Here is a 25,744-nt window from a genome sequence, read left to right as displayed (position 1 = left end):
CCGTGCCGGATCCCGATCAACCACTTCACCGCGCCGCGCAGGTGGCCGCCGACCCCGGGATCCAGGCGATCGGCGTGCTGCTCAACACCTCCGCGCTGATCGAGCGGCTGCTGGGCGGCGCGATCCAGCACGAGGCGGGGATCAGCCACTCGATGTTCGAGGTGCTGCTGATCCTGGCCGCCGAGCCGGACGGGACCCCGATGAGCCGGCTCTCCGGCGGCCTGGTGCTCACCAGCGGCGGCGCGACCCGGCTGATCGACCGGATGATCGAGGCCGGCCTGGTCACCCGTACCCCGTCACCCACCGACCGGCGGGTGCAGCTGGTCGCCATGACCGACCACGGCGAGCAGACCCTGCTCACGGCCGCCGCCGCGCACACCCGTGAGGCGCGCCGCCTGCTGCGCGGCGCCCTCTCCGAGGCCGAGGCGGCCGGCATGGTCGACGCGCTGGACCGGCTGGGCCGCCACGCCCGCACCGAACTGCCGCCACTGGGCTGAGCGTTCGGCCAGGTCGCCGAGCGCACGGCCACCTCAGGGCGCGGTGTTGCCCGGCCGCCCGTGCAACCGGCCCGACCAGTGCGGCTCGACGCTCGCCCACCCGGCGGCCCAGTCACGCAGCGCGCGGCGCTCCAACGCGCGGCGGCGCAGCACGTGGCCGGTGAGGACGGTCGCGCTCAGCAGCAGCCAGACCCCGGTGCCGATCCCGGCCGCCAGCACGGCCAGGCCCACCGCGCTCGGGGGCGAGCCGCCGAGGCGGCCGTCGTCGGTCACCCACACCGGGAGCGTGTCGCCCGCCAGAGCCGACCGGGGCAAGTCGATCCGGGCGGTCCCGGTGTGCCCGGGCGGGTAGTTCCAACGCACCGTCACCCGGTCGCCGCCGTCGAAGCGGTAGGCGGGTGCGGTGGCGTCAGGACGGGGCGGGCCGAGCACCTCGGCGGGGAGCTGGTGCAGGTGCGCGGCCCGGGCGGCGGCCTGCCGGGGCGCGCTCGCCACCCCGCGGACGGACAGCAGCGAGCCGAGCAGCAGCGCCAGGATCAGGCCGAGCGCCGCCAGCAGCCGGCCCCGGCTGCGGGCCCGGTCCAGCGGCCGCCCGAGCGGGCCGAGATCGCCGCCGAACGCCTGGCTCAGCTGGCGGCCGAGCGCGCGCAGCGGCCGGCGCCGAGGCCCGCGCGGAGGTGGGTCGGGGTGGGGTCCAGGGTTGCGCCGCACGGTCATCCCTCCCCTTCCGTGCCGCACTGACAATCCGACGATAACTCAGATAGTGGCGTTTGCAGCAAGGTCGGCGAGCGACCTCGTCACCCCTCGGTACCGGCCGGGTAGACGCCGAAGCTCGCGCCCTGCGGATCGCGCAGGACCGCGATCCGGCGGCCACCGGCCAGGTCCATCGGCGCCATCAGCGTCTCGGCACCGAGCCGGCCGGCCTCCCGCACCGTGTCGTCCACGCTGGTCACCGCGAAGTACGGCCGCCAGTGCGCCGGCACCGAGGCCGGGAAGTGCTCGTCCATCCGCATCATGCCGCCGAAGTCGGCGCCGTCGATCCCCCATTGGGTGTACCACTCGCCCGCCGTCACGCTCCAGTCGAGGACCTCGGGGTAGAAGCGGGTGGCCCTGGGCACGTCCCGGGTCAGCAGCTCGACCCAGCCGAGGGAACCGGGCTGGTTGAAGACGGCGGCGCCGCCGAACGCGCGCGGCTGCCAGAGCGCGAAGACCGCCCCGGCCGGGTCGGCGACCACCGCGAACCGGCCGGCGTCGAAGACATCCAGCGGCCCGAGCACCACCCGCCCGCCCGCCTCGGTGACGGCCGTGGCGGTGGCGTCCGCGTCGGTGACGGCGAACGAGACGGCCCAGGCGCTCGACTGGCCGGGCGCGTAGAGCGGCGTCAGCGCGGCCACCGGGGCGTCCTCGCGCAGCAGCATGGTGTAGCCGCCGGCCTCGGGACGCGGGTCGGTCTCGGCGCGCCAGCCGAAGAGTTCGCCGTAGAACACCTGGCCGGCGGCCGGGTCCGCCGTCCCCAGTTCGACCCAGCACGGGCCACCGGTGACCACGCGGTCGATCTTCACCTGACGCTCCTTCAGAGACGTGACATGCCCGGCGACTTTAGCGCCCGCGTCACACCCCACCAGGGCAGCGCGCCCGGGCCGGACGGGCGATTCGGCGCGGTCGCTCCAAGGTGGTCACTCCCGCCCGGCCCCGGTCTCGGTGGCCCGGCTGATCCGCTCGCCCAGCCGTCGCAGGTGGTCCACGAGTTCGGCCGGTTCCTCGACCCGGAACTCGCACCCCAGTGCCAGCAGCCGGAAGCCGATCCACTCCAGGCTGTCGGCGGTCGTCCGCATCCGGCAGCTCTCCTCGTCCACCTCCGTCAGCTCCACCGGTGCCCCGCCGAGGCTCCGGACCGCCTGCGCCAGCGGCAGCCGGAGCAGCACCACCGCGCGGTGGACCTCCCCGCGCAGCCGCAGCTTCGTCGCCACGTACGCGGCCGCGTCCGGCGCCGGCAGCTCACGCGGCGGCACCCGGACGCCGGTCGGCAGGGGCGCTTCCATCCGGTCGACCCGGAAGATCCGCCAGTCCTCGCGGTCGTTGTCGTAGGCCACCAGGTACCAGCGCCGCCCGGTCGCCACCAGCCGGTGCGGCTCGACCAGGCGCCGGCTCTCCGCGCCGTCCGCGGCCCGATAGGCGAACCGCAGCCGCTCCGGCCCCGCCACCGCACCGGCCAGCACCGCCAGCAGTTCCGGATCGACGCCCTGGCCCGCCCCCGGCAGCGGCACCGTGGCCGCACCCAGGGTGCTCACCCGGTGCCGCAGCCGGGCCGGCAGCACCTGGGCGAGCTTGGCCAGCGCCCGCACCGAGGCCTCCTCGATCCCGCTGACCGCGCTGCCGGCCGCCGTGCGCAGGCCGACCGCGATGGCCACCGCCTCCTCGTCGTCCAGCAGCAGCGGGGGCATCGCCTTGCCCGCCGCCAGCCGGTAGCCGCCACTCGCGCCGCGGCTGGCCTGGACGGGGTAGCCCAGGTCCCGCAGCCGTTCGACGTCGCGGCGGATGGTGCGCGGGGTCACGCTCAACCGCTCGGCCAGTTCACTGCCGGGCCACTCGCGCGGGGTCTGCAGCAGCGAGAGCAGGTTCAGCAGGCGGGCGGGGGTGTCGGTGGTCACGGGGTCCAGGATGCCGGAGAACTGGGACAGGATCTGACCTAGATGGCCCCTGTCGTCCTTCTTCTCGCCAAGCCGGGTCGGCTTCGCGACGGACCGGTGGGCTGACCAACCCGGTCGGCGGGTCCATCGCCGCCAACAGGGTGAAGAAGTCCGTATGCAGTTAACCGTCGCATCATCAGGTGGTGCATTCTCGTCGTCAGCACGGGTCGAAATCCTCGGCCCGCCGGATAAGGGGAATACGCATGCGAATTCGCACCGCCCTGATCGGCTTTGCCGTGGCCGGCCTCACGGTCGTCGGCACCGCCACCACCGCCAGCGCGCACAGCTTCGCCGGCTACCACGCCGACATGCACAGCCACAACAACACCGTGGTGGCCGGCCACGGCATGGTCGCCGAGAACCTCCAGGGCCAGGGTGGCTCGGAGAGCGGCTTCACCGCCGGCGAGTGAATTCCGCCGGGCCGCGCATTCCGAACTGATTGCGCGATCCGGTGAAAAGCGCCGGGTGGCTGAGGATCCGTCAGCCACCCGGCGCGCTCATGGGGGGTCAGCTCGGCTGCCGGACCGCGGGCCCGGCCCAGCCGTGCACCGCGTGCTCCAGGTCGGCCAGCAGGTCGGCGGCCGGCACCTCCAGCACCTCGCAGCGGGCGTGGGCCCGGCAGTACCGCGCCACCGAGCCGTGCCGCAGCCGGGACACCCGGCCCGGGCGGCCCGCACCGACCACCAGCAGGTCACCGGGCCGGTCGGCGGCCGCCACCAGGGCGGGTCCGGCCTCCGCGCGCACCACCAGCGGGCTGAGCAGCAGCCCGGCGGGGTAGCCGCCGAACGCCTGCTCGAACATCACGTCCAGCCGGCGCCGGGCCGCGTGCGCCAACTCGGAGAGCGGGCGCAGCGGCTCGTCGGCGGGCAGCCAGGCGGCCACCGGCACCAGTTCCGCGCCCCGCCGCTGGGCCTCGCGCACCGCGCGGTGGACCGCCGCCAGCGAACTCACCGAGCCGCTGACCCCGACGATGACCCGTGCTCCCTCGGCCATGGCGACCGCTTCCTCTCCGCGGGCCGCCCGCCCGCGCCGACCGCTTTCGACGCGCCCGGGAACCGGCTCCGACCTCCATTGGACCCCTCATGACCTGCGCCGACACCGGCCCTTGACGCTTGCCGTACGTCGCGGCGCCGTTCCTTGACGGATCCACTACGCGGCCGGATCCGCCACCCGGCGGCGGTCGGCCGGCAGGGGCGGCCGGCGGGGCCGTCCAACGGGGTCAGCCGGCCTCGCGGCCGTCGCGGTGCAGCAGCAGCAACGCCGCGTCGTCCTCCGCCTCCAGCCGCACGCCGAGCCGGTCGCGCACGTGATCGGCCAGTGCGGGCAGCTGCCCGGGGCCGGCCGCCAGCACCGCCGCCAGCCGGGCCAGACCCAACTCCAGGTCCTCCCCCGGCCGTTCCACCAGGCCGTCGGTGTACAGCAGCAAGGTGTCGCCGGGCGCGAGATGGAAGTCGGTGTGCGGGTAGCCGTCCGGCAGCCAGTCGGCGGGCAGGCCGAGCGGCAGGCCGGTGGCCACCTCGACCCGGCCCACCGTGCCGTCGGCGTGTCGGACCAGCGGCGGCAGGTGGCCCGCGTTGGCCGCCCTGACCTGGCCGGTGGCGAGCGAGACCTGGAGGTAGAGGCAGGTGGCGAAACGGTCGGCGTGCAGCTCGGCGAGGAAGGCCGAGGCGCGGGCCAGCACCTCGGCGCTGCTGTGCCCCTCGGCGGCGTAGGCGGTCATCGCGATCCGCAGCTGCCCCATGATCGCGGCGGCCTCGGTGTCGTGGCCCTGCACGTCGCCGATGGCCACCCCGACCACCGCGTCGGCCAGCGGTACCGCGTCGTACCAGTCCCCGCCGATCCAGACGCCCTCGCGCGCGGTGCGGTAGCGCACGGTGAGCGCGCCGCCGGTGATCGTCGGCAGGTGGCGCGGCAGCATCGCGTTCTGCAGCCCGGCGGCGATCTCCCGGGACTGGTCGACCAGCATCGCGCGCTGCAGCGACTGGGCGATGGCACTGGCCAGGGTGGTCAGCAAGGTGCGGTCCTCGCTGCTGAAGCTGCGCTTGCCCTCGTAGACCAGGGCGAGCGCGCCGATCGGACGGCCCTGGGCGGTCAGCGGCAGGAACGCGGCGGCGGTCGCCAGGCTGTCGGTCAACTGGTCGGCCAGGTCCGGGTACCGGCTGGCGAAGAGCTCGCGCGAGGTGAAGAAGGCGGGCTCGCCGGAGCGGACCACGTCGTTCAGCGGTCGGGGCTCGGTCAGCCGGGCCTGGTGCATCGCGCGGACCCGGACGTTCACCCGCCCGACCGCGCCGACCAGCTTGACCCTTCCCTGGTCGACCACGCCCAGCGTGACGCCCTGCGCGCCGAGCCGGCGCATGCTCTGATCCCCCGTCAGCACGGCCACCACGTCGTCCACGCTGAGCGCCTCGCCCAGCGCCCGGGCCACCTCGCCCAGCTCGGTCTCCTGGCGCTGGCGGTCGTCCTCGGCCATCAGCCGCAGCGCCGAGTAGGAGAGCTCCTGGGTCGCGTCGCGCACCACACCGACCACCCGGGTGCCCGCGTGCTCCGGATCGCGGATCACCTGGCCCTGGGTGTGGGTCCAGCGCATCGAGCCGTCCCGGCGGCGGATCCGGAAGTAGCTGCTGTACGAGTCGCTGCGACCGGCCCGGATGTCCTCCACCAGCTTGAAGAGCCGGATCACCTCCTCCACCGGGAGCCGCCGGGAGAGCCCGGCCGCCATCCCGTCGTACTCGTCCGGCCGCAGGTCGAAGACGGCCAGGCCGGGGGCGTCCAGGGTGAAGCGGCCGGTGGCCGGATCCCACTCGAAACAGCCGACGCCGGTGGCGGCCATCGCCTCCAGCGGGTCGACGTGCGGCTGCGGGCGGTCGGTCATCCGCCGCTGACGGGGTGTTCGCCGGTGCCCCGATCGCTCCGGGCGGGCCGGACCACCACGGCCGGGCACGGGGCGTGCTCGAGCACATGCCGGCTGACCGAGCCGAGCAGCACACCAGCGAAGCCACCCAGCCCCCGGCTCCCCACCACCACCAGCTCAGCGGCCCGGGCTTGGGCGAGCAGCGTGGCCGACGGCAGACCGGGCAGCACCACCTGCAGGACCGGCACGGCTGCCTTGCCCCCGGTCACCCGCTCGACCGCCTCGCTGAGCACCTGGGCCGCCAGGTGCTCCGGGTCGATCCCTTCCGGCGGCGTCGCACCACCGGCCAGCGCGTAGTAGCCGGGCAACTCCCAGGCGATCACGGCCTCCACCACGTCCGCGCCGGTCACCCGCGCCTGCTCGATCGCCCAGCGCAGCGCCGCCGCGGCCGCCGGCGAGCCGTCCACGCCGACCACGATCCGCCTCCTGTCCACCATCGCGCTCACTCCCTTGCCGCGGCCACGGACAGCTCGCGCCGGGCCGGCGCGCGGGTCGGCTCGAAGCAGTGGCTGGAGCGATCGCCGGCTCCGCGGGCGGAGGGCAGCGTCATGGCGGATCACCTGACTCGACGTGGGACTGAGCGGCTGCTGCCACCCTCACCCGGGCCGCTGACCGCCGCCACCCGGGTTCGGCCACTCCGGCGCGGCGGGGTAGCGGCGCGCCGTGCCGGTCGCGCAGGATCAGGGGTTATGGAGAGTCAACTGCGGTTGAAGAGCCGCCAGGGACGCTGGGTGGTGCTGGCCGCCGCGCTCGGTTCTGGCATGGCGATGCTCGACGGCACGGTGGTGAACGTGGCGCTGCCGAGCATCGGGCGGGATCTCGGCGCCTCGCTGTCCGCGTTGCAGTGGACGGTGAACGCCTACCTGCTCACGCTGGCCGGGCTGATCCTGCTCGGTGGCTCGCTCGGCGACCGCTACGGGCGGCGCCGGGTCTTCGTGATCGGCGTCTGCTGGTTCGCCGCCGCCTCCGGGCTGTGCGCGATCGCGCCCACCGTCGGGCTGCTGATCGCCGCCCGCGCGTTGCAGGGCGTCGGCGGCGCGCTGCTGACGCCCGGCTCGCTCGCGCTGCTCCAGGCCTCCTTCCATCCGGACGACCGCTCGGCGGCGGTCGGCGCCTGGTCGGGCCTGGGCGGGGTGGCCACGGCGGTGGGACCGTTCCTCGGCGGCTGGCTGGTCAGCGGCCCGGGCTGGCGGTGGATCTTCGTGATCAACCTGCCGGTCGCGGTGCTGGTCGCGGTGCTGACCCTGCGCCATGTGCCGGAGAGCCGCGACGAGCAGGCCACCGGGCGCTTCGACGTTCCCGGCGCGGTGCTGGCGGCGCTCGCGCTCGGCGGGGTCACCTACGCGCTGACGGCGGCGGGCAACAAGGTGACGGCGGCGGTCTGGGTGTCGGCCGTCGCGGGCCTGCTGCTGGGCGCCGCCTTCGTGGCCGTCGAGCGGCGCAGCCCGCAGCCGATGATGCCGCTGGAACTCTTCGACTCGCGCCTGTTCACCGTGATCAATCTGGTGACGCTCGGCGTCTACGGCGCGCTGGGCGGGGTGTTCTTCTTCCTCCAGGTGCAGTTGCAGACCGTGGCCGGCTTCGACCCGCTGGTCGCCGGGGTGGCCTTCGCACCCGTCACCGTGCTGATGCTGCTGCTGTCCGCCCGTTCGGGCCGGCTCGCCACCCGGATCGGCCCGCGGCTGCAGCTGACCGCCGGGCCGCTGATCGCCGCGGGCGGCGTGCTGCTGATGCTGCGGATCGGCCCGCACGCCTCGTACTGGACGGACGTGCTGCCCGCGGCCGTAGTCTTCGGAGTCGGCCTGACGGCGCTGGTGGCGCCGCTGACCGCGACCGTGCTGGCGGCGGTGGACGTGCACCGGGCCGGCATCGCCAGCGGGGTGAACAACGCCGCCGCGCGCGCCGCCGGCCTGCTGGCGGTCGCGGCGCTGCCGCTGCTGACCGGCCTGAGCGGCGAGGAGTACCAGGTGCCGAGCGCGGTGGACTCGGCCTTCCGCACCGCCGTGCTGATCTGCGCGGGAGTGCTCGCGGGCTCCGGCCTGCTGGCGCTGGTCACCGTGCCGGGGCGCCCGCCGGCGCCGGCAGCCGAGCCGGACAGCACCTGGTACTGCGGCACCACCGCGCCGCCGGTGGATCCTGGGCACTCGCGCCCCGGATCCACCAGCTCCTGACTGAGCGTCAGAGGATGGCGCCCGGCGCGTACTTGGCGGCCTCCGGGTAGGCGGCGGCAACCGCCTCGACCCGGCGGACCACCTCGGCCACCTGGGCCCCGGCCGCGCCGGTGAAGGAGAGCCGGTCGGCCAGCAGCGCGTCCAGCGCGGCCCGGTCCAGCGGCATCCGGTCGTCGGCGGCCAGCCGGTCGAGCAGCTCGTTCTCGCGCGCGCCGCCGCGCATCGCGAGCGCGGAGGCCACTGCGTGCTCCTTGATGATCTCGTGCCCGACCTCACGGCCGACGCCGGCGCGCACCGCGCCCATCAGGACCTTGGTGGTGGCCAGGAACGGCAGGTAGCGGTCCAGTTCGGCCTCGATCACGGCCGGGAAGGCGCCGAACTCGTCGAGCACCGTCAGGAAGGTCTCCAGCAGGCCGTCGAAGGCGAAGAACGCGTCCGGCAGGGCGACCCGGCGGACCACCGAGCAGGAGACGTCGCCCTCGTTCCACTGGTCGCCGGCCAGCTCGGCGGTCATCGAGGCGTAGCCGCGCAGGATCACCGCGAGGCCGTTGACCCGCTCGCAGGAGCGGGTGTTCATCTTGTGCGGCATCGCGGAGGATCCGACCTGACCCTCCTTGAAGCCCTCGGTCACCAGCTCGTGACCGGCCATCAGGCGGATCGTCTTGGCCAGGCTGGACGGCGCGGCGGACAGCTGGACCAGGGCGGTGAGCACCTCGAAGTCCAGCGAGCGCGGGTAGACCTGGCCGACCGAGGTGAAGACGTTCTCGAAGCCCAGGTGGCCGGCCACCCGGCGCTCCAGGTCGGCGAGCTTCCGGTCGTCGCCACCCAGCAGGTCGAGCATGTCCTGAGCGGTGCCGACCGGGCCCTTGATCCCGCGCAGCGGGTAGCGGGCGATCAGCTCCTCGAGCCGGGCGAAGGCGACCAGCAGCTCGTCGGCGATGCTGGCGAACCGCTTGCCGAGCGTGGTGGCCTGCGCGGCGACGTTGTGCGAGCGACCGGCCATCACCAGCTCGGCGTGCTCGGCGGCGAGCCGGCCCAGGCGCACCAGCACGGCGACGGTGCGGTCCCGGACGTGCTCCAGCGACTGGCGGATCTGCAGCTGCTCGACGTTCTCGGTCAGATCCCGGGAGGTCATCCCCTTGTGGATCTGCTCGTGGCCCGCGAGCTCGCTGAACTCCTCGATCCGGGCCTTCACGTCGTGCCGGGTGACCCGCTCACGGCGGGCGATGGAGGCGAGGTCGACCTGGTCGATCACCCGCTCGTAGTCGGCGACCGCACTCTCGGGCACCTCGATGCCCAGATCCTGCTGGGCCTTGAGGACGGCGAGCCACAGGTGGCGTTCGAGGACCACCTTGTGCTCGGGGGACCACAGCTGGGCCAGGGTCGCCGAGGCGTACCGGGCGGCCAGGACATTGGGGATCTGGGGCTTGGCGCTCACGCTTCGCAAGGTTAACAGTCGAGGTCAGCCCAGTGTCGACGGCCCCAGCGCCGCTGGTAGGACCGGCCCTACAACTCCAGCAGGCCCTTGCCCAGCGTGGTCAGCCCGCCCGCCAGCGCGAGCAGCAACACCAGGGTGCGGGCCCGGTGTTCGGGCACCCGTCCGGCCAGCTCGCGCCCGATCAGCGCGCCGAGGCCGAGCGCCACGGCCACCGCCAGCCAGGACGGGCGGCTGAGCCTGGGCGTCCCCTTGACCAGCACCGACAGGAGGTTCACCAGCAGGCCGTAGAACTGGGCGTTCGGCACGAACTCGCGCACCGTCCAGCCCTCGTTCACCGCGTACAGCGACAGGGCCGGGCCACCCACCCCGGCCGAGGCGTTCATGAAGCCGCTGGCCGCCCCCGCCGCCAGCGCCCCGCGCAGTCCGCGCAGCGCGGCCACCCGGGTGCCGCAGATCACCAGCAGCACCGCGACGCTGACCAGCAGGCCCATCCCGGCCAGCAGCTGCGGCTCGGGCAGCCGGGCCGCCACCCAGGCGCCGGCCGGCACGCTCAGGGCGGCGGCCGCCACCAGCGGCACCATCGCGCCGGGGCGGACCTGGCGCCAGCTGGTCGCCAGCCCGATCGCGCTGATCGCCCCGGCCGCACAGTTGGCCAGCACCACCCCGGGGCCCGCGCCCAGCAGCAGCACCAGCGCGGGCGCGGCGACCAGCGCGAAGCCGATCCCCGCCATCCGCTGCACCGAGGCACCGGCCAGCACCACCACGCCCAGCAGCAGCACGCCTTCCCACCCGTGTGTCACCGCCATGCCCCCGAACGATCGATTGCGACCGGGCACACGCAATCAGACGGCCGCCCTCGGCGTCCAGCCGCCGGTCCGGCGGTTGGACGCCGAGGGCGGCCGGCGGACCCCGAGGGTCAGTTGCCCAGCAGCGGCAGCAGCTGCCGGCACATCGTCAGCAGACCGGCACGCTGCTCCTCGCTGAGCGAGTCCAGCGCCCGGTGCGCCCTGGTCATGTCCGCGCGGATCTTCAGCAGCACCTCGTGCCCCTGGTCGGTGATGGTGACGATCTTCACCCGACGGTCGCTCGCGGCCGCCTCCCGACGGGCCAGACCCAGCCCCTCCAGGCGGTCGACGATGCCGGTCACGTTGGAGGCGTCGCAGCCGAGCCGACCGGCCAGCGCCCGCATCGGCACCGGCTCCAGCACCACGCCGAGCGCCTTGGCCTGGGAGGAGCTGAGCCCGTGCCGGCCGGCGGCGGCGGCGAAGTCGAGGAAGTAGGCGGCGCTCACGGCCGCCACCGCCTCCATCAGAGCGGGGGTGCTGACGGGGGGTGCGAGGGTGGTCATGGCATCCATGAGATCACAGGACGCATAAAACTTTTATCCAGTCCAGTGTTGAGTTCGGCAAACAACCGGGCCGGGAGCGACCGCCGCTCAGGCCACCAGCTGCGCGAAGAGCCGCGCCAGCTCCGCCGCCGGGTCGGCGGTCAGCCCGGTGTGCACCGGCCCGGGCTGGACCACGGCACTGCGCGGCGCCGTCAGCCAGCGGAACCGCTGCCCGGGACTGTCACCGGCCGCAGGGCCCGCGGCCGGGCCGCCGGCGCAGATGCCTTCGATCCCGCGCAGCGCCCGCGCCACCGCGTCGAGGTCGACCGCCGGGTCCAGCGCCAGCAGCTTCGCCTCGGGCAGCAGCGTGCGCACCACCAGCTCCTCGCGCCAGCGGCAGTACAGCAGCACCCCGAGGTTGACGCACTCACCGCGCTCGACCCGGGGCACCGCCCGGATCACCGCGTACTCGTAGTCGTGGCGCTCGGTCATGTCATGGCGCTCGGTCATCGGGTCGCCTCCGCAGAACGGGCGGGCAGCCAGTCGCGCGGCCCGGCCAGCCGCGCCAGCAACTGCGCGACGTAGGCGGCCCGGACGGCGGCGGGGTGCTCGAAACCGGGCTCGTCGAGCAGGAACTCCTCGGGGATCGCGTCCGCCGCCGCGGTCAGCAGCTCGGCGGTCACCCTCGGGGCCAGCTCCGCGTCGGCCGCCGCCAGGTCGCCGGCGAAGCGGCGCAGCGCGTGGTCGCCCGCGTCGTACGGGCGCCTGGTCCAGCCGGCCGCCCCGGCCCAGTGGTGGTGGAAGATCAGGCTCGCGCCGTGGTCGATCAGGTGCAGCCGTCCATCGGCCACCAGCAGGTTGGGATTGCGCCAGGACCGGTCGACGTTGCCGATCAGCGCGTCGAACCAGAGCACCCGGGCGGCCTGCTCGGGGTCCACCTGGAAGCAGAGCGGGTCGAAGTTGAACGCCCCGCTCAGGAACGCCAGGCCCACGTTGACCCCGCCGCTGGCGCGCATCTGCTCCTGGATCTGCTGCTCCGGCTCGCTGCGGGCCAGCACCGGATCGAGGTCGATCCGCACCAGCTCGGGCACCGCCAACCCCAGCGCCTGGGCGATCCGCCCCGCCAGCACCTCGGCCACCAGCGCCTTGGGCCCCTGCGCCGCGCCACTCCACTTGAGCGCGTACAGCCGGTGGTCGTCGGCCTCCACCAGGCCCGGCATCGAGCCGCCTTCTCGCAGTGGCGTCACGTAGCGGATCGCCGTCACCTCACGAAGCACGCGCCAACCCTACCCATCCGCCCGTGCTGCGGTGGCGCGCCCCCAGGGGCCATGCGAGGGTGGCCGGGACGTGGCGTGCCGTCACATGGGCCCCGCCGACTGCGAAGGAAGACAGCGATGGAACGTCCTCGGATCCTGGTGGTGGGCGGCGGTTTCGCCGGACTGGAGTGCGCCCGTCGGCTGGAGCGCAAGCTCGCCGCGACGGAGGCGCAGATCACCCTGGTCGCCCCGTTCAGTTATCAGCTGTACCTACCGCTGCTGCCGCACGTCGCCGCCGGGGTGCTCACCCCGCAGTCGGTGGCGGTCTCGCTGCGCCGCTCGCTGCACCGCACCGACATCATCCCGGGCGGTGCGATCGGGATCGATCCGCGGGCCAAGGTCTGCATCGTCCGCAAGATCACCGAGGAGGTGGTCACCGAGCCGTACGACTACCTGGTGCTGGCCCCCGGCAGCATCACCCGCACCTTCGACATCCCCGGCCTGACCGACCACGCGCGCGGGATGAAGACGCTGGCCGAGGCCGCGTACATCCGCGACCACGTGATCGCCCAGCTCGATCTCGCCTCGGCCACGCTGGACCAGGCCGAGCGCGAGTCCCGGCTGCAGTTCGTGGTGGTCGGCGGCGGCTACGCGGGCACCGAGACGGCGGCCTGCCTGCAGCGGCTGACCACCGCCGCGCTGGACCGCTACCCGCGGCTCGACCCGCGGCTGATCAAGTGGCATCTGATCGACATCGCGCCCAAGCTGATGCCCGAACTCGGCGAGCACCTCGGCACCCGGGCGCTGAAGGTGCTGCGCGACCGCGGTGTCGAGGTCTCGCTCGGCGTCTCGGTGGCCGAGGTCGGCGACACCACCGTGACCTTCACCGACGGACGGGTGATCCCCTCGCGCACGCTGATCTGGACCGCGGGCGTTGCGGCCAGCCCGCTGATCGGCACGCTGGACGCGGAGACGGTGCGCGGGCGGATCGCGGTGACCGCCGAGATGCGGGTGCCGCAGTTCGACGGCATCTTCGCGCTCGGCGACGCGGCGGCGGTGCCCGACCTGGCCAAGGGCGACGGCGCGGTCTGCCCGCCCACCGCGCAGCACTCGGCCCGCCAGGGCCGCAAGGTGGCGGACAACCTGGTCGCCGCGCTGCGCAACCAGCCGCTGGAGCCGTACTACCACAAGGACTTGGGCCTGGTGGTCGACCTGGGCGGCAAGGACGCGGTCTCCAAGCCGCTCGGCGTGGAGATGACCGGCGTGCCGGCCCAGCTGGTGGCGCGCGGCTACCACCTGATGGCGCTGCGGACCAACGTGGCCAAGCTGCGGGTCGGCGCCAGCTGGCTGCTGAACGCGACCGCGGGCGACGACTTCGTCCGGATCGGGTTCCTCTCCCAGCGGCCCGCCAAGCTGCGGGACTTCGAGTACACCGACGCGTACCTGACCAAGGAGCAGATCCGCGAGCACACCAGCTCGCTGCACGCCAAGCACTGAGCATCGCGCGTTCGAGCAGGTCACGCCGCCGATCCCCGACCGGGGATCGGCGGCGTGATCGTGCTTCCGGCGGCGGTCAGGAAGCCGTCAGGTACATCCCGGAGGCGTCCTCGCCGGGCGTGTTGCGGCACGCGAAGTCGCCGCTCTGCTGCGCCCAGAGCAGGGACAGGCAGCGGCTGAGGCCGAGCTGGGCGTAGTAGTTCGGGTGCATCGACTCCTGGGTGGTGCCCTGGGTGCTGAGCCCGGCGTCCAGGAAGCGGGCCCACTCGCTGGTGGTCGCGGACGGGCCCGCGCCCGGGGTGGCGAGCTGCGTGGCGGTCGAGCAGACCTCGCGGCCCTGCAGGAAGTCGCGCAGGTCGAGGAACTGCACGCCGTGGCTTGCCGCGACGGCCGCCAGGTTGTCGGAGATCTCCGGGACCAGCGAGTCGCGGGCCCAGTCGGAGTCGGCGTTCCAGAACGGGCAGCCGCCCGCGGACTCGCGCGTCCAGCCCGTCTCGGGGTACCGGTTCTCCGAGCTGCGCGGGATCGGCGACGGGTAGGACTGGAGCACGATCCGGTAGCTGCTCGGGCTGTAGCCGTCACCGGCCATCGCCGCCCGGATCTCGTCGATCGACTTGCCGACGTTCGCCATCGCGGTGGCCATCTTCGCGTCCACGGCGGCCTGTTCGGTGTCGTGGCAGTACGAGTCGTAGATCAGCCAGTCCTCGGCGCAGGTCTGGATGACGCTGCCGAAGGCCAGGTCGTTGCCGCCGATCGAGAGGGTGATCAGCTGGACCCTGTTCTGCGCCGCGACGGTGGCGAGCTGGTCGGCCTGCGGGGCCTCGCCCTTGTAGCTCTGGCCGCCGTCCACCGCGCGGAAGACGTCGGCGGTGGTGGCGCCGGAGCAGGCCAGGTTGATGCTGGTCTGCGCGATGCCGGTGGCGCCGGTGACCTCGGCCGAGTTCGAGCGGTCGCAGCCGCTGGCGTAGGTCGAGCCGTAGACCAGGCTGGGGTCGTAGCCGCTGCCGTTCCAGGCCAGGTCGGTGCCGGCGCGGTCGCCGCTGCTGGTGTCGCTGTTGCCCATCCAGCGGCCGGCCTCGCCGGAGATGTAGCTGTCCCCCAGGCTGACGCTCGCGGTGGGGCCCGAGGCGGCCCGAGCGGGGGCGGCGGCGACCGCCAGCAGGGCGGTGGCGCAGAGCGGGAGGGCGAGTGCGGCGGCGAGCAGCCGCTTGGCCGCGGGGACGCGCGTAGGGCTGTTCCAGGTTTCGGGCACGACGGAACTCCTGCGGTCAGCGGCTCCCCGGCGTGGGGTGGGGAACCGCTCTGGGTGAGGGAGAGCCGCCGGCCGGTGGCGCGATGAATGTGGCATGCGCGCGCCGGTTACCGCTAGGTAGCTGCAGTACCTTTTCCTGCCTTGTTACCGCTGCGTTAACTACTGTCGACTCGTCACCCGCCCCGGCTCAGATCTGCCGCGCCCCCGCCGTCGACCCCGCCAGCACGGTCGCCAGGTCGGCGGCCAGCCGCGGCGCCTCGGCCGGGTCCAGTTCGGCCACGCTGATCCGCACCCCGGGCGGGGACTGCACCCGGAACGCCGTCCCCGGGGCGACCACCCAGCCGCGCTGCAGCAGGCCGACCACGGTGCCGGTCTCCTCCGACACCGGGACCCAGACGTTCACCCCGCTCACGCCCTGGCCGACGATGCCGTGCGCGGCCAGCGCCGCCAACAGCGCCTCGCGGCGAGCGGCGTAGGCCTCGGCGACGCCGGCGGGGCGAGCGCCGTGGGTGCGCCAGAGCTCGGCGGTGGCGCGCTGCAGCAGATGGCTGACCCAGCCGGTGTCCAGGCGCTGGCGGCCGCGCAGCCGGTCGATGGTGGCCTGATCTCCCGTCAGCACGGCCAGCCGCAGGTCGGGCCCGAAGGCCTTGGCAGCCGAGCGGATCACCACCCAGCGGGAGACCACGGGACGGCGGTCGGCGGCGCAGGCCAGGGTGACGAACGGCAGCGCGGTGATGCCGTGCCCGTGGTCGTCCTCCAGTAGCAGCACGTCCGGGTGCCCGGCCAGCACGGCGCGCAGCTCGGCGGCCCGGCCGGCGGTGATCGCGGCGCCGGTCGGGTTCTGCGCCCGGCTGGTGACGACCAGCGCCCGGGCGCCGGCCGCCAGCGCGCCGGCCAGCGCCTCGGGGCGCGGCCCCTGGTCGTCCAGCGCGACCGGCAGGGTGCGCAGCCCGTGGGCGGGCAGCAGGTCGAGCAGGCTGCGCCACCCCGGGTCCTCGACGGCGACCGCGTCACCGGGCCGCAGCTGGGTGGCCAGCACCCGGTCGATCGCGTCCAACGCACCGTTGGTGACCGCGAACGCGCCCTCGGGCGCCCCGTCAGCCCGGAAGCCGGCAGCGGCGAGCTCGATCAGTTCGGGGTCGGTGGCGGGACGGCCGTAGAGCACGGGGTCCTGGTCGGCGGCGGCGGCGGCCACCGCGAGGGCGGGGGCGAGCGGCGGCAGCAGGCGCGGGTCGGGATTGCCGGACGCCAGGTTGCGGGCGCCCGGCGGGACGTCGAGCCGGACCTGGTCACGGTAGGTGGTGACCGGACGCGGGCGGATGCGGCTGCCCCGGCGCCCGGCGGTCTCGATCACCCCACGGTCGCGCAGCAGGCGGTAGGCGGCGGCCACGGTGTTCGGGTTGACCCCCAGCTCCTCGGCCAACTCGCGTAGCGGGGGCAGCGCTTGACCGGGCTGCAGCTCTCCCGCGCCGACCGCGCGTTCGACGTCGGCGGCGATGTCCGTGGCGCGGCGGCCCTGAATCCGATAGTCTCCTAGCACAAACATCATTATGCACTAGTACATAGGGGGTTGTCATGTCGGAGCCTCGCACCGAGCAGCAGGAACGGTACGCCCGCACCCCGCGCACCACGCCCACCCGCTACAAGGAGCGGGCGAGCTGGGAGCGGGCCGAGATCCACGCGGTCCTCGACACCGCCTGGGTCTGCCACCTGGGCTTCGTGGCGGACGGCGCGCCGGTGGTGCTGCCGACGATCTTCGCCCGGGTCGACGACCGGCTCTACCTGCACGGCTCCACCGGCAGCCGCCCGCTGCGGGCGGCCGGCGGCGCTGCCGGCCTGCCGGTCTGCGTGACGGTCACCCAGGTGGACGGCCTGGTGCTGACCAAGTCGGCCTTCAACCACTCCGTCAACTTCCGCTCGGTCGTCGCGCACGGCGTCGCCGAGCAGGTCACCGACCCGGCCGAGCTGGCGGTGGCGCTCGACGCGCTGGTCGACCAGGCGATCCCGGGGCGCTCGGCGGACGTCCGCGCGGCCAGTCCGAAGGAGCTGGCCAAGACGGCGGTGATCCGACTGGTACTCGACGAGGTCTCGGCCAAGTCGCGCAACGACGGCGCGTCGGACGACCCGGAGGACGCGGACCTGCCGTACTGGTCCGGCGTGGTGCCGGTGTCGACCGTCTACGGCACGCCGCAGCCGCACCCGGGCACCGAGCGCGAGTTGCCCGGGTACCTGCGGGGATTCCAGCCGGGTGGCGGCACGGAGATCCAGCACATCTGAATGACCATGGGCATGCCAGATGCATTCCGGGGTTACGGAGCCGCCGCCTGAGCTGACGGAGCGGCCACGCGACACGCCGATGACGTCCAGGAACTGACTCCCGCTCGGCTCCCGGCCCGAATAGCATCGTCCCCGCGGGCCGCCGTGGCCCGGTCCGCGGCTCACCAGGAGATGCCCGATGGCCGAACCCCCCTCCGGGGCGCAGAACACCACCTTCCCGAGCAACGGAGGCCAGGCGCACGGCTACCTCGCGCTGCCGCCCGAGGGACGCGGGCCAGGGCTGGTGGTGGTGCAGGAGTGGTGGGGTCTGACCACGCACATGACCTCGATGGTCGACCGGTTCGCCGCCGAGGGCTTCGTGACGCTGGCCCCCGACCTGTACGGCGGCGCCACCACGCACGACCGCGAGGAGGCCGCCAGGCTGCTGCAGGAGCTGCCGGCCGGGCGGGCGGTGCGCGACCTGCGCGGCGCCGTCGACTTCCTGCTCGGCCACCCGGCGCTGCTCGGGGACGCGGTCGCGGTGGTCGGCTTCTGCATGGGCGGCGGCTTCGCGCTCCGGCTGGCCGCGCAGGAGGGCGACAAGGTGGCGGCCGTGGTCCCGTTCTACGGGCTGCCGCGCGAACCCGACTACGACTACCGGGGGTTGACCGCCCACGTGCTGGGCCACTTCGCCGAGCGCGACCACGGGCTGCCCACGGCCACGGTGGACGAGGCGGCGATCCGGATCGGCGAGGCCACCGACCGCCGACCCGAGATCCACTTCTATCCCGCCGGGCACGCGTTCATGAACGACGAGAACCTGAACGGCACCTACGACCCGCTGCAGGCCCAGATCGCCTGGCGCCGCACCCTCAGCTTCCTGCGCGGGCACCTGGGCTGAGCCGCTCGCAGGTGAACCCCTTGACCACGACGGGATGCTGTCATGGGCATTCGGAGCATCCAAGTTGATTTTCGATCAGCTTCTACCAGTTTCCGATCGGTTTGTGCAGGGTAACTCCCCATACCTGTCCATACCTGTCCGTAACGTGGACAGGCATCCATGCCACCGTCATAGTCGGGCGAATGCCGAACCGAGCCACCACCACCGTCGGCCGCACGCCGAACCACCTCGAACCCCCGAGCACTCACAGCACGCCGACCCCGCGCAAGCACCGCGCCCGCCCGCTGTCCTGGGCCGGGCGCGACTACCTGATCCAGACCGGCGCCACCGTGGTCGGCGGCCTCGGCAACGCCGGCGCCCCGATCGCCACCGCCTTCGCGCTGCTGCGGATGGGCGGCGGGGCCGCCGAGATCGGCTACGTCACCGGCGCACGGCTGGCCGCCATCGTGCTCTTCCTGCTGATCGGCGGCGCGTTGGCCGACCGGCTGCCCCGGCACCGGGTGATGGTCGCGGCCAACCTCGGCAACGCGCTCTCCCAAGCGCTGCTGGCCGCCCTGGTGTTGACCGGTTCGGCCCGGCTCTGGCAGGTGGTGCTGCTGGCGGCGGCGAACGGGATCGGACAGGCCTTCTACGCCCCGGCGGCCGAGGGCATGATCATGGAGTCGGTCGAGCAGGAGCAGGCCCCGCGGGCCTTCGCGCTCTTCCGCACCGCGCTGAACTCCTCACTGATCGCCGGCGCGGCGCTGGGCGGCGCCCTGGTCGCGGTGGTCGGCCCCGGCTGGGTGCTGGCGCTGGACGCCGCCACGCTGGCCGCGGCCGGCGCGCTGCGGGTCCTGCTGCGCGACCCGGCACCCGCCGGACCCCCGGAGCAGCGCGCGGGCGACCCCGAAGCCAGCCGGGAGGCCGCACCCGGCATGCTGGCCGATCTGCGCGAGGGCTGGCGGGAGTTCACCTCCCGGCGCTGGCTCTGGGCGGTGGTGGTGCAGTACGGCGTGGTGAACGCCTGCCTGATCGCGGCCGAATCGGTGCTCGGCCCGATCGTGGCCGACCAGCGGCTCGGCGGGCCGCGGCCGTGGGGGCTGGTCAACGCGGCGATGGGCGCCGGGCTGGTGGCCGGCGGGCTGCTGATGGTCCGTTGGCAGCCCCGCCGGCTGCTGCTGGCCGGCACCTTCGGGATCCTGCTGTTCGCGGCGCCGGCCGCGACGCTTGCGGCCGGCGCGTCGCTGACCACGATCGGGTGCGCGATGTTCGCCTCGGGGGTCGGCGGGACGGTCTACGGAGTCTGCTGGATGATCGCGCTGCAGCAGGAGATCCCGGCGGCGAGCTTCTCCCGGGTGGCCGCCTACGACTGGTGCGGCTCGGTGGCGCTGGCACCGGTGGGCACCGCGGCGGCTGCCCCGCTGGCCGGCGGGCTCGGCCTGAACGGAGCGCTCTGGGCCTGCGCGGGCGGCATGACACTGCTGTCGCTGCTGGTGCTGGCGGTGCCCGAGGTACGGCGGCTGGCCCGGGCGTCGGCGCTGCCGCCCACGGTGGGCGGCGCCGCGGAGGCCGTCCCCTCCGGCGCGCAGGCCGCGGCCTGACGAGAACTCAGCACGTGGTACAGCGGCGGCGCGGCCAGCACGGTCAGCGCCGCGCCCGCCAGGAACGGGGCCCGCAGCCCGTAGGCGTGGGCCAGCACGCCGGCCAGCGCCGCACCGACGGCCAAGCCGCCGTTGGCCACCATCTGGTAGGCCATGCTGACTCGGCCGAGCAGTTGCTCCGGCACCAGGTCCTGGCGGAGCGAGACCGCCAGCACGCCCCAGGCCATGCTCAGCGCTCCGTAGCCGACCGTGGCGCACCCGGCCGGCAGCCAACTGCCGGTCAGCCCCGCGACGGTGAGCGCCAGGCCGGAGCCGAGCATGGTGACCAGCAGCGTCCAGCGGGTACCGAGCAGCCGGCCGAGCCGGGGCGCGGCCAGCGAGCCCAGCACCCCGCCGACCGCGAAGGCGGCGACCAGCAGTCCGTAGCCGACCGCGCCCAGCCGCAGGACCTCGCGCGCGTAGAGCACCAGGACCGCCAGCACGCCACCGAAGACCAGGTTGGCCGTCGCCGCCGCCAGGCAGAGCGCCCGCAGCAGCCGGTGCCGGGCCAGCCACCGCGCGCCCTCGGCCGCCTCGGCGAGCAGGCCACGCGCCGCCTGACGGTCCGTCAACGGCTCGGGGCGCCGGACCCGCAGGCTGCCGGGCAGCAGGAAGACCAGCACGGCCGCCAGTGCGAAGGAGAGCGCGTCCACCGCGAACGGCGCCAGCGCGGCGAGTCCGAAGCAGACGGTGCCCAACGGGGCGCCGAGCAGCGAGTCCGTCACCAGCGCGCCCGCCTGCAGCCGGCCGTTGGCCCGGGGCCGGTCGGCCGGTCGGACCACGGCCGGGACCACTCCGGCCCAACCCGCGTTGTAGAGGGTCTGACCGCAGCCGAGCAGGAAGCCGACCAGCGCGATCAGCGGAATCCGCGCGACCCCGAGCGCCACCGTGATCGCGAAGCCGGCGGCCAGCACCGCGCGGCAGGCGTCCACCGTCCAGAGCAGGCGCCGCCGGTCCACCCGGTCGGCCAGCGCCCCGGCCGGCAGGCTGAGCAGCAGCCAGGGCAGTTGTTCGGCGACGGCCACCAGCGCCAGGTCACGCGGATCTCCGGAGATCCGGGCGGCCAGCAGCGGCAGCGCGACGAAGCGCATGCCGTCACCGAGCGCGGAAACCGTGACCGAGGTCCAGAGCAGTCGGAAGCGCGGTCCCAGCGGCCCGGCGGCCGCTCCCCCAGTGGAAAACATGAACTAGACTCTGGTTCAGCTTTGAGGCCCTGTCAAGGAGTGCGATGACCGCGAGCGTCCCACCGCTGCCCGCCGGCGTGCTGCGCGAGCCGCAGCAGCAGCGCAGCCGGGAGAAGGTGGCCCGGATCCTGGCGGCCACGGCCCGGCTGCTGGAGCAGCACGACTACGACGAGGTCGGAACCAAGCTGATCGCCGCCGAGGCCGAGGTCTCGATCGGCGTGCTGTACCGGTTCTTCCCGGACAAGCACGCGATCGTCAGCACCCTGACGGTGCGCTGGCTGGACGAGTTCACGGCTCTCACCGAGCAGATCCTGAGCGGCCCGCTGCCCGCCACCGCGAGCGAGCTGGCCGCCCAACTGCTCGACGCGCACGCCCGGTTCCGCCGCGAGCAGCCGGGCTTCCACCGGCTCTGGTTCACCGGCCCCGCACTGCCCGCACTGCGCGAGTACGACGAGAACACCGATCGCCGGCTGGCCGGCGCCATCCGCACCGTCCTGGTGGACCGCTACGGCTACCCGGACACCCCCGCCTTCGCGCTGCGCGCCGACCTCGCGGTGGCGAGCGCCGGGCGCCTGCTCAACTCCGCCTTCCGCGACCGGCCCGAGGGTGACCCGGCGATCCTCGCCGAGATCCACCTCATGATGGAGCGCTGGCTGCTCGCCCGACCGGCCACCGGCGACTGAACCCCGGCCGTGCGGTACAACCTTCCGCCCCCGACGGCGGTCTCACCCCGTGAGGTCCGCCACCCCGGGAGGGAGATCCGTTGCCACGGCCGATGCAGCTCTTCATGTTTGACGGATCGTCAGACCAGTCGGCGGAATGCTGCTGGCTGGTCGAACTGGCCGGCGTGGACGGCCGCTGGTACGCGTACCGGGTGTACGCGTCCAAGCATGCGCACCCGGGCGACCTGTTCTGGTCCGCCCTGCACCACCACGACCAGGGCCCGCTGCCACGCGCGCTCGACCTCTTCGACAGCGCGCTGATCCGGCTGCTCGGCTGAGCCCGCAGGCGCGCACCCGGACGACGGCACCCGGCGTGCGGCTCGCCCGGGCCCCGCCTACGGTGCGTCAGGAGGGGGTGCGACCAAGTACGAAAGGTGAAAACTCCATGGCAGGGAAGTTCGAGCTGTACACCGACGAGAGCGGCATGCACCGGTTCCGGCTCAAGGCCAGCAACGGCTCGGTCATCGTGGTCGGCGATGCGCACGAGACCAAGGAATCGCTGCTGAAGAACATCGAGTCGCTCCGCAGGCTCGCCCCGTACGCGGAGGTCCGCGAGGCCAGCGGCAGCCCCGCGTAGCGGCCCGCGACGCGGTGGTGGGGAGCGGCCAGGCAGGCCGCTCCCCACCATCGTGCCCAAACCGGCCGGGCCAGACCTGCCGAATTGGCCCTGTCGAGCGCACACTGACTGCCCCTAGGCTCAGGGCATGCGCATCTCGATCATCGACGCCTTTACCGACCGACCCTTCGCCGGCAACCCGGCCGGGGTCTGCCTGCTGGAGACGGACGCGTGGCCCGCGGAGCGGTGGATGCGCCAGGTGGCCCGCGAGCTCAACCTCTCCGAGACCGCCTTCGTCCGCCCGCTGACCGACGGCGGCGAAGCCGACTGGGCGCTGCGCTGGTTCACCCCGATGACCGAGGTCCCGCTCTGCGGCCACGGCACGCTGGCCGCCACCCACGCGCTGCGCACCCAGGGCCTGGCCGGCCAGGGCCCGGTCCGGTTCAGCTCGCTGAGCGGCCTGCTGACCGCCACTCCCCGCGCCGACGGAATGATCAGCCTGGACTTCCCCGCAGCCCGACCGCAGGCCGCCGAGGTCCCGGACGGCCTGGCCGAGGCGCTCGGCAGCCCGGTGCTCGGCTGCCGCACCACCGGCGGCCTGGACATCCTGCTCGCCGAGTTGCGCAGCGAGCACGCCGTGCGCGGCCTGGCCCCGGACCTGGCGGGCATCACCCGCCAGCAGGCCCGCGGCGTGGTGGTCACCGCGCTCGCCGAAGACCCGTCCGACGGCTACGACTTCGTCTCGCGCTACTTCGCCCCGGCCGCCGGGGTGCCCGAGGACCCGGTGACCGGCAACGCGCACACGGTGCTGGCCCCGTTCTGGGCCGAGCGGCTCGGGCGCACCGTGCTGACCGGCTACCAGGCCTCGGCCCGCGGCGGGTTGGTCCACTGCGAGCTGCGCGGCCCGCGCGGCGAGAGCGGGCTGGGGACGCCCCCGGCCGACGGCTGGACGCGAGTGCTGCTGGCCGGCCACGCGGTCACCGTGCTGGACGGCGCGCTCAGCCCCTCGGCGGTGGCCAACTCGTCGGCAGGGCTCGACCCGTCAGCGCCGCGCCGCCCCTCGGCGACGTTCGATCCGGCCGCGACGCTCAGCCCGTCGGCAGCCAGCTGACGTGCCCCGCCAGCAGCGCGTAGCCGACGAAGGCGGTGGTGTCGATCAGCGCGTGCGCCACGGCCATCGGCATCACCCGGCCCCAACGCCGGTAGAGCAGGCAGAAGACGGCACCCATCACCATGTTCCCGATGAAACCGCCCACCCCCTGGTAGAGGTGGTAGGAGCCGCGCAGCACCGAGCTGGCCAGCACGATCGCCGGCCAGCTCCAACCGCGCTGTTCCAGGCGGCGGATCAGGTAGCCGAGCACCACCACCTCCTCCAGCACGGCGTTCTGGCAGGCGGAGCCGATCAGCACCGGGATCCGCCACCAGACGTCGGGCAGGCCGGAGGGCACCACCGTGAGGTTGAACCCGGCGGCCCGCGAGCCCAGGTAGAGGGCCAGCCCGCTGCCGCCGATCACGGCCGCCACCGCCGCGCCGCGCCCCAGGTCGGCGAGCTTGTGGCGCAGATCGAAGCCGAGCACCCGCAGGCTGGCCCCTTCGCGGATCAGCAGGTAGCCGACCAGCGCCACCGGCATCAGGCCGCGGCCGATGTAGTAGAGCTGGTAGGCCAGGTCGAGCCAGGGGCGACCCGGAGCGGCCGAGGAGTTCAGCGGGGCGACCTGCTGGCTGAGCGCGGCGTGCCGGGTGAGCGAGTCGACGAAGCTGATCGCCGCGTAGACGCCGCTCGCGCCGAGCGAGAGACCCAGGACGATCAGCAGCTCGAAGCCGAGCAGCCGCCGCCCGGGCGAGCCGGGCGGCAGGGTGTTCTCGGGGTGTGCGGGCGGTGCGATCGTCATGGCCGATCATCCTGTCATACCAGGATGAGCCGGGCCGTGACCTCGGAGGTCAGCCCACCGGCCAGGTGTGCACCGGCTCGCCGGCCCGCATCAGCTCCATGTAGCGCCGGGTCATGGTGGCCAGCGCGGTGGCGCGGTCCATGCCGTACCGCTCGCGGAGCTGGTGCACGGTGGCGGCCTGCCAGGACGCGCCGTTGGTCCGGCGCAGGCAGCGCTGCTCGATGATGCCCAGGTAGCGGTCCCGGTCGGCCGGCTGCACGCCCCAGGCGTCCAGGCCCTGGTGGGCCAGCGGCAGCAACTCACCGAGCACCAGGTCGACCACCGGTACCTCGGCGAGCGCGCCGCGGGCGCCGCGGCCCTGCCGGGGCCAGTGGATGGCGCTGTCGATGCCGTAGCGGGCGGCGGTCTGGAAGTTCTGGTCGGCGCGGTCGAACGGCAGCCTGGTCCAGATCGGCCGGCCCTGCTCGGCGAGCACCCGGACCAGGCCGTAGTAGAACGCGGCGTTGGCCAGCGTGTCGGCGACCGTCGGGCCGGCCGGCAGGCAGCGGTTCTCCACCCGCAGGTGCGGGACGCCGTCGGCCACGTCGTAGACCGGGCGGTTCCACCGGTAGACGGTGCCGTTGTGCAGCCGCATCTCGGCGAGCTTGGGGATGCCGCCGGAGGCCAGCACCTTGGCCGGGTCCTCGTCGTCGCAGATCGGCAGCAGCGCCGGGAAGTACCGCAGGTTCTCCGCGAACAGGTCCAGCACGGAGTCCACCCAGCGCTCGCCGAACCAGGTGATGGGGCGCACGCCCTGGGCCTTAAGCTCCGCCGAACGGGTGTCACAGGCCTGCTGGAAGAGCACCGGGCGGGTCTCCCGCCACAGCTCGCGGCCGAACAGGAAGGGCGAGTTGGCGCCCAGCGCCACCTGGACGGCAGCGATCGCCTGGGCGGCGTTCCAGACCGAGGCGAACCGGTCCGGAGTGACCTGGAGGTGCAGCTGCAGCGAGGTCGCCGCCGCCTCGGCCACCATGGTCACCGATTCGAGCACCAGGTGCTCCACGCCCTCGATGTCGAGCGCGATGTCCTCGCCGCGGGCCGCCATGATCTGGTCGCTGAGCAGGGTGTAGCGGTTGTTGTGCGACATCGACTCCAGGCCGGTGTGCTCCAGGCCCAGCGTCGGCAGCACGCCGACCATGATGATCCGGGCATCCGCCTCGGCGGCCCGCCGGTCGGCGTACCGCAGACCGGTGTCGATCTCCTCGCGCAGTTCCTCGAAGACGTGGCCGCTCAACCGGTGCGGGGCGATGTTGACCTCGATGTTGAACTGGCCCAGCTCGGTCTGGAAGTCGGCGGAGCCGATCGCCGCCAGCACCTGCTCGTTGCGCATCAGCGGCAGACCCTGTTCGTCGGCCAGGTTGAGCTCGATCTCCAGGCCGAGCACCGCCCTGGGCTTGTCGAACCGGCCCTCCACGAGCATTCGGTCCAGTGCCTCCTGACAGGCCTGCAGTTTGAGCCGGTACTGCTGCCGGTCAGCCAGGTCCGCGCGAGTCGCGATGACCTTCTCCCCCATGGATGCCCCCTTAGGCCGGTGCC

At 73.9% G+C, this 25,744-nt stretch carries 26 protein-coding genes and 1 pseudogene; 11 read left to right on the top strand and 16 right to left on the bottom strand.

Translation table 11 applies throughout. The features are described from left to right. The first annotated feature begins 2 nt into the window (after window positions 1-2). A complete protein-coding gene (locus ABH937_RS33640) occupies window positions 3-497 on the top strand; it encodes a MarR family winged helix-turn-helix transcriptional regulator (RefSeq protein WP_280693156.1) in 495 nt (164 codons plus the stop codon). Between the two features lie 33 nt (window positions 498-530). On the opposite strand, the gene ABH937_RS33635 is transcribed toward ABH937_RS33640, so the two are convergent. The 3 genes from ABH937_RS33635 to ABH937_RS33625 all read right to left on the bottom strand — a co-directional run bounded on the left by ABH937_RS33635 (window position 531) and on the right by ABH937_RS33625 (window position 3,148). Further along, the gene (locus ABH937_RS33635; RefSeq protein WP_280693155.1) at window positions 531-1,208 is read right to left on the bottom strand and encodes a hypothetical protein; all 678 of its coding nucleotides are present in this window, start codon (window positions 1,206-1,208) and stop codon (window positions 531-533) included. 86 nt (window positions 1,209-1,294) lie between these two features. Continuing rightward, the gene (locus tag ABH937_RS33630; RefSeq protein WP_370220431.1) at window positions 1,295-2,059 is read right to left on the bottom strand and encodes a VOC family protein; all 765 of its coding nucleotides are present in this window, start codon (window positions 2,057-2,059) and stop codon (window positions 1,295-1,297) included. A 114-nt stretch (window positions 2,060-2,173) separates the two neighbouring features. Further along, window positions 2,174-3,148: a YafY family protein gene (locus ABH937_RS33625; protein WP_280693153.1), complete on the bottom strand. Its 975-nt coding sequence runs from the start codon at window positions 3,146-3,148 to the stop codon at window positions 2,174-2,176. A gap of 242 nt (window positions 3,149-3,390) precedes the next feature. On the opposite strand from ABH937_RS33625, the gene ABH937_RS33620 reads away from it, so the two are divergent. After that, complete coding sequence (locus ABH937_RS33620) at window positions 3,391-3,597, top strand: hypothetical protein (RefSeq protein ID WP_280693152.1); 207 nt, start codon at window positions 3,391-3,393, stop codon at window positions 3,595-3,597. Window positions 3,598-3,694: 97 nt separating this feature from the next. Here ABH937_RS33620 and ABH937_RS33615 read toward each other — a convergent pair whose 3' ends face one another. From ABH937_RS33615 to ABH937_RS33605, 3 genes are all read right to left on the bottom strand, one after another. Then, a complete protein-coding gene (locus ABH937_RS33615) occupies window positions 3,695-4,180 on the bottom strand; it encodes a universal stress protein (protein ID WP_280693151.1) in 486 nt (161 codons plus the stop codon). A gap of 226 nt (window positions 4,181-4,406) precedes the next feature. Continuing rightward, entirely contained in the window at window positions 4,407-6,059 is a 1,653-nt protein-coding gene (locus tag ABH937_RS33610; RefSeq protein WP_280693150.1) for a SpoIIE family protein phosphatase, read from the bottom strand. After that, the gene (locus ABH937_RS33605) at window positions 6,056-6,535 is read right to left on the bottom strand and encodes a universal stress protein (RefSeq protein ID WP_370220430.1); all 480 of its coding nucleotides are present in this window, start codon (window positions 6,533-6,535) and stop codon (window positions 6,056-6,058) included. The genes ABH937_RS33610 and ABH937_RS33605 overlap by 4 nt, the downstream gene beginning before the upstream one ends. A gap of 252 nt (window positions 6,536-6,787) precedes the next feature. On the opposite strand from ABH937_RS33605, the gene ABH937_RS33600 reads away from it, so the two are divergent. Further along, entirely contained in the window at window positions 6,788-8,269 is a 1,482-nt protein-coding gene (locus ABH937_RS33600) for an MFS transporter (RefSeq protein ID WP_280693148.1), read from the top strand. 7 nt (window positions 8,270-8,276) lie between these two features. On the opposite strand, the gene purB is transcribed toward ABH937_RS33600, so the two are convergent. The 5 genes from purB to ABH937_RS33575 form a co-directional block, all read right to left on the bottom strand. Then, the gene (gene purB / locus ABH937_RS33595) at window positions 8,277-9,716 is read right to left on the bottom strand and encodes an adenylosuccinate lyase (RefSeq protein WP_280693147.1); all 1,440 of its coding nucleotides are present in this window, start codon (window positions 9,714-9,716) and stop codon (window positions 8,277-8,279) included. Between the two features lie 59 nt (window positions 9,717-9,775). Further along, window positions 9,776-10,513 (bottom strand): TSUP family transporter, encoded by a 738-nt coding sequence (locus ABH937_RS33590; protein ID WP_370220428.1) that lies wholly within the window; start codon window positions 10,511-10,513, stop codon window positions 9,776-9,778. A 110-nt stretch (window positions 10,514-10,623) separates the two neighbouring features. Continuing rightward, window positions 10,624-11,055: a MarR family winged helix-turn-helix transcriptional regulator gene (locus ABH937_RS33585; protein ID WP_280693145.1), complete on the bottom strand. Its 432-nt coding sequence runs from the start codon at window positions 11,053-11,055 to the stop codon at window positions 10,624-10,626. An 87-nt stretch (window positions 11,056-11,142) separates the two neighbouring features. Then, entirely contained in the window at window positions 11,143-11,526 is a 384-nt protein-coding gene (locus ABH937_RS33580) for a DUF3037 domain-containing protein (protein WP_280693245.1), read from the bottom strand. A gap of 14 nt (window positions 11,527-11,540) precedes the next feature. Next, window positions 11,541-12,311, bottom strand: a complete 771-nt coding sequence (locus tag ABH937_RS33575; RefSeq protein WP_370220427.1) for a HipA family kinase — start codon at window positions 12,309-12,311, stop codon at window positions 11,541-11,543. 117 nt (window positions 12,312-12,428) lie between these two features. Here ABH937_RS33575 and ABH937_RS33570 point away from each other — a divergent pair, with 117 nt between their 5' ends. Next, window positions 12,429-13,787, top strand: a complete 1,359-nt coding sequence (locus ABH937_RS33570) for an NAD(P)/FAD-dependent oxidoreductase (protein ID WP_280693143.1) — start codon at window positions 12,429-12,431, stop codon at window positions 13,785-13,787. Between the two features lie 76 nt (window positions 13,788-13,863). Here the strand turns inward: ABH937_RS33570 and ABH937_RS33565 are convergent, their stop codons facing one another. Together ABH937_RS33565 and ABH937_RS33560 are read right to left on the bottom strand one after the other, a co-directional pair. Beyond that, window positions 13,864-15,039 (bottom strand): GDSL-type esterase/lipase family protein, encoded by a 1,176-nt coding sequence (locus ABH937_RS33565; RefSeq protein WP_370220426.1) that lies wholly within the window; start codon window positions 15,037-15,039, stop codon window positions 13,864-13,866. Between the two features lie 187 nt (window positions 15,040-15,226). Further along, the gene (locus tag ABH937_RS33560; protein ID WP_370220425.1) at window positions 15,227-16,579 is read right to left on the bottom strand and encodes an aminotransferase class I/II-fold pyridoxal phosphate-dependent enzyme; all 1,353 of its coding nucleotides are present in this window, start codon (window positions 16,577-16,579) and stop codon (window positions 15,227-15,229) included. A 35-nt stretch (window positions 16,580-16,614) separates the two neighbouring features. Between ABH937_RS33560 and ABH937_RS33555 the strand changes: the two genes are divergently transcribed. From ABH937_RS33555 to ABH937_RS33545, 3 genes are all read left to right on the top strand, one after another. Continuing rightward, window positions 16,615-17,316, top strand: a complete 702-nt coding sequence (locus tag ABH937_RS33555; RefSeq protein ID WP_280693140.1) for a pyridoxamine 5'-phosphate oxidase family protein — start codon at window positions 16,615-16,617, stop codon at window positions 17,314-17,316. Window positions 17,317-17,494: 178 nt separating this feature from the next. Then, window positions 17,495-18,196, top strand: a complete 702-nt coding sequence (locus ABH937_RS33550) for a dienelactone hydrolase family protein (RefSeq protein WP_280693139.1) — start codon at window positions 17,495-17,497, stop codon at window positions 18,194-18,196. 182 nt (window positions 18,197-18,378) lie between these two features. Beyond that, entirely contained in the window at window positions 18,379-19,776 is a 1,398-nt protein-coding gene (locus ABH937_RS33545; RefSeq protein WP_370220424.1) for an MFS transporter, read from the top strand. Window positions 19,777-19,823: 47 nt separating this feature from the next. On the opposite strand, the pseudogene ABH937_RS33540 reads toward ABH937_RS33545, so the two are convergent. Further along, window positions 19,824-20,999: pseudogene (locus tag ABH937_RS33540) on the bottom strand (MFS transporter); the annotation flags it as partial. Window positions 21,000-21,043: 44 nt separating this feature from the next. Between ABH937_RS33540 and ABH937_RS33535 the strand changes: the two are divergent. The 4 genes from ABH937_RS33535 (at window position 21,044) to ABH937_RS33520 (ending at window position 23,388) form a co-directional block, all read left to right on the top strand. Then, window positions 21,044-21,682, top strand: a complete 639-nt coding sequence (locus ABH937_RS33535) for a TetR/AcrR family transcriptional regulator (RefSeq protein WP_370220423.1) — start codon at window positions 21,044-21,046, stop codon at window positions 21,680-21,682. Between the two features lie 80 nt (window positions 21,683-21,762). Beyond that, window positions 21,763-21,999, top strand: a complete 237-nt coding sequence (locus ABH937_RS33530; RefSeq protein WP_370220422.1) for a hypothetical protein — start codon at window positions 21,763-21,765, stop codon at window positions 21,997-21,999. A gap of 107 nt (window positions 22,000-22,106) precedes the next feature. After that, window positions 22,107-22,298: a DUF1508 domain-containing protein gene (locus ABH937_RS33525; RefSeq protein ID WP_280693136.1), complete on the top strand. Its 192-nt coding sequence runs from the start codon at window positions 22,107-22,109 to the stop codon at window positions 22,296-22,298. A 127-nt stretch (window positions 22,299-22,425) separates the two neighbouring features. Further along, window positions 22,426-23,388: a PhzF family phenazine biosynthesis protein gene (locus tag ABH937_RS33520; protein WP_370220421.1), complete on the top strand. Its 963-nt coding sequence runs from the start codon at window positions 22,426-22,428 to the stop codon at window positions 23,386-23,388. Here ABH937_RS33520 and ABH937_RS33515 read toward each other — a convergent pair. Continuing rightward, a complete protein-coding gene (locus tag ABH937_RS33515) occupies window positions 23,366-24,169 on the bottom strand; it encodes a type II CAAX endopeptidase family protein (RefSeq protein ID WP_280693134.1) in 804 nt (267 codons plus the stop codon). The genes ABH937_RS33520 and ABH937_RS33515 overlap by 23 nt on opposite strands. Before the next feature lie 49 nt (window positions 24,170-24,218). Beyond that, window positions 24,219-25,721, bottom strand: a complete 1,503-nt coding sequence (locus ABH937_RS33510; protein WP_370220420.1) for a glutamate-cysteine ligase family protein — start codon at window positions 25,719-25,721, stop codon at window positions 24,219-24,221. Window positions 25,722-25,744 lie beyond the last annotated feature (23 nt).

The sequence above is a fragment of the Kitasatospora sp. GAS1066B genome, assembly GCF_041262605.1.
In the GTDB taxonomy this organism is placed as follows: domain Bacteria; phylum Actinomycetota; class Actinomycetes; order Streptomycetales; family Streptomycetaceae; genus Kitasatospora.
Note: the sequence above shows the minus strand (reverse complement) of the source record. Positions and strands in the feature narration are given on the sequence as shown.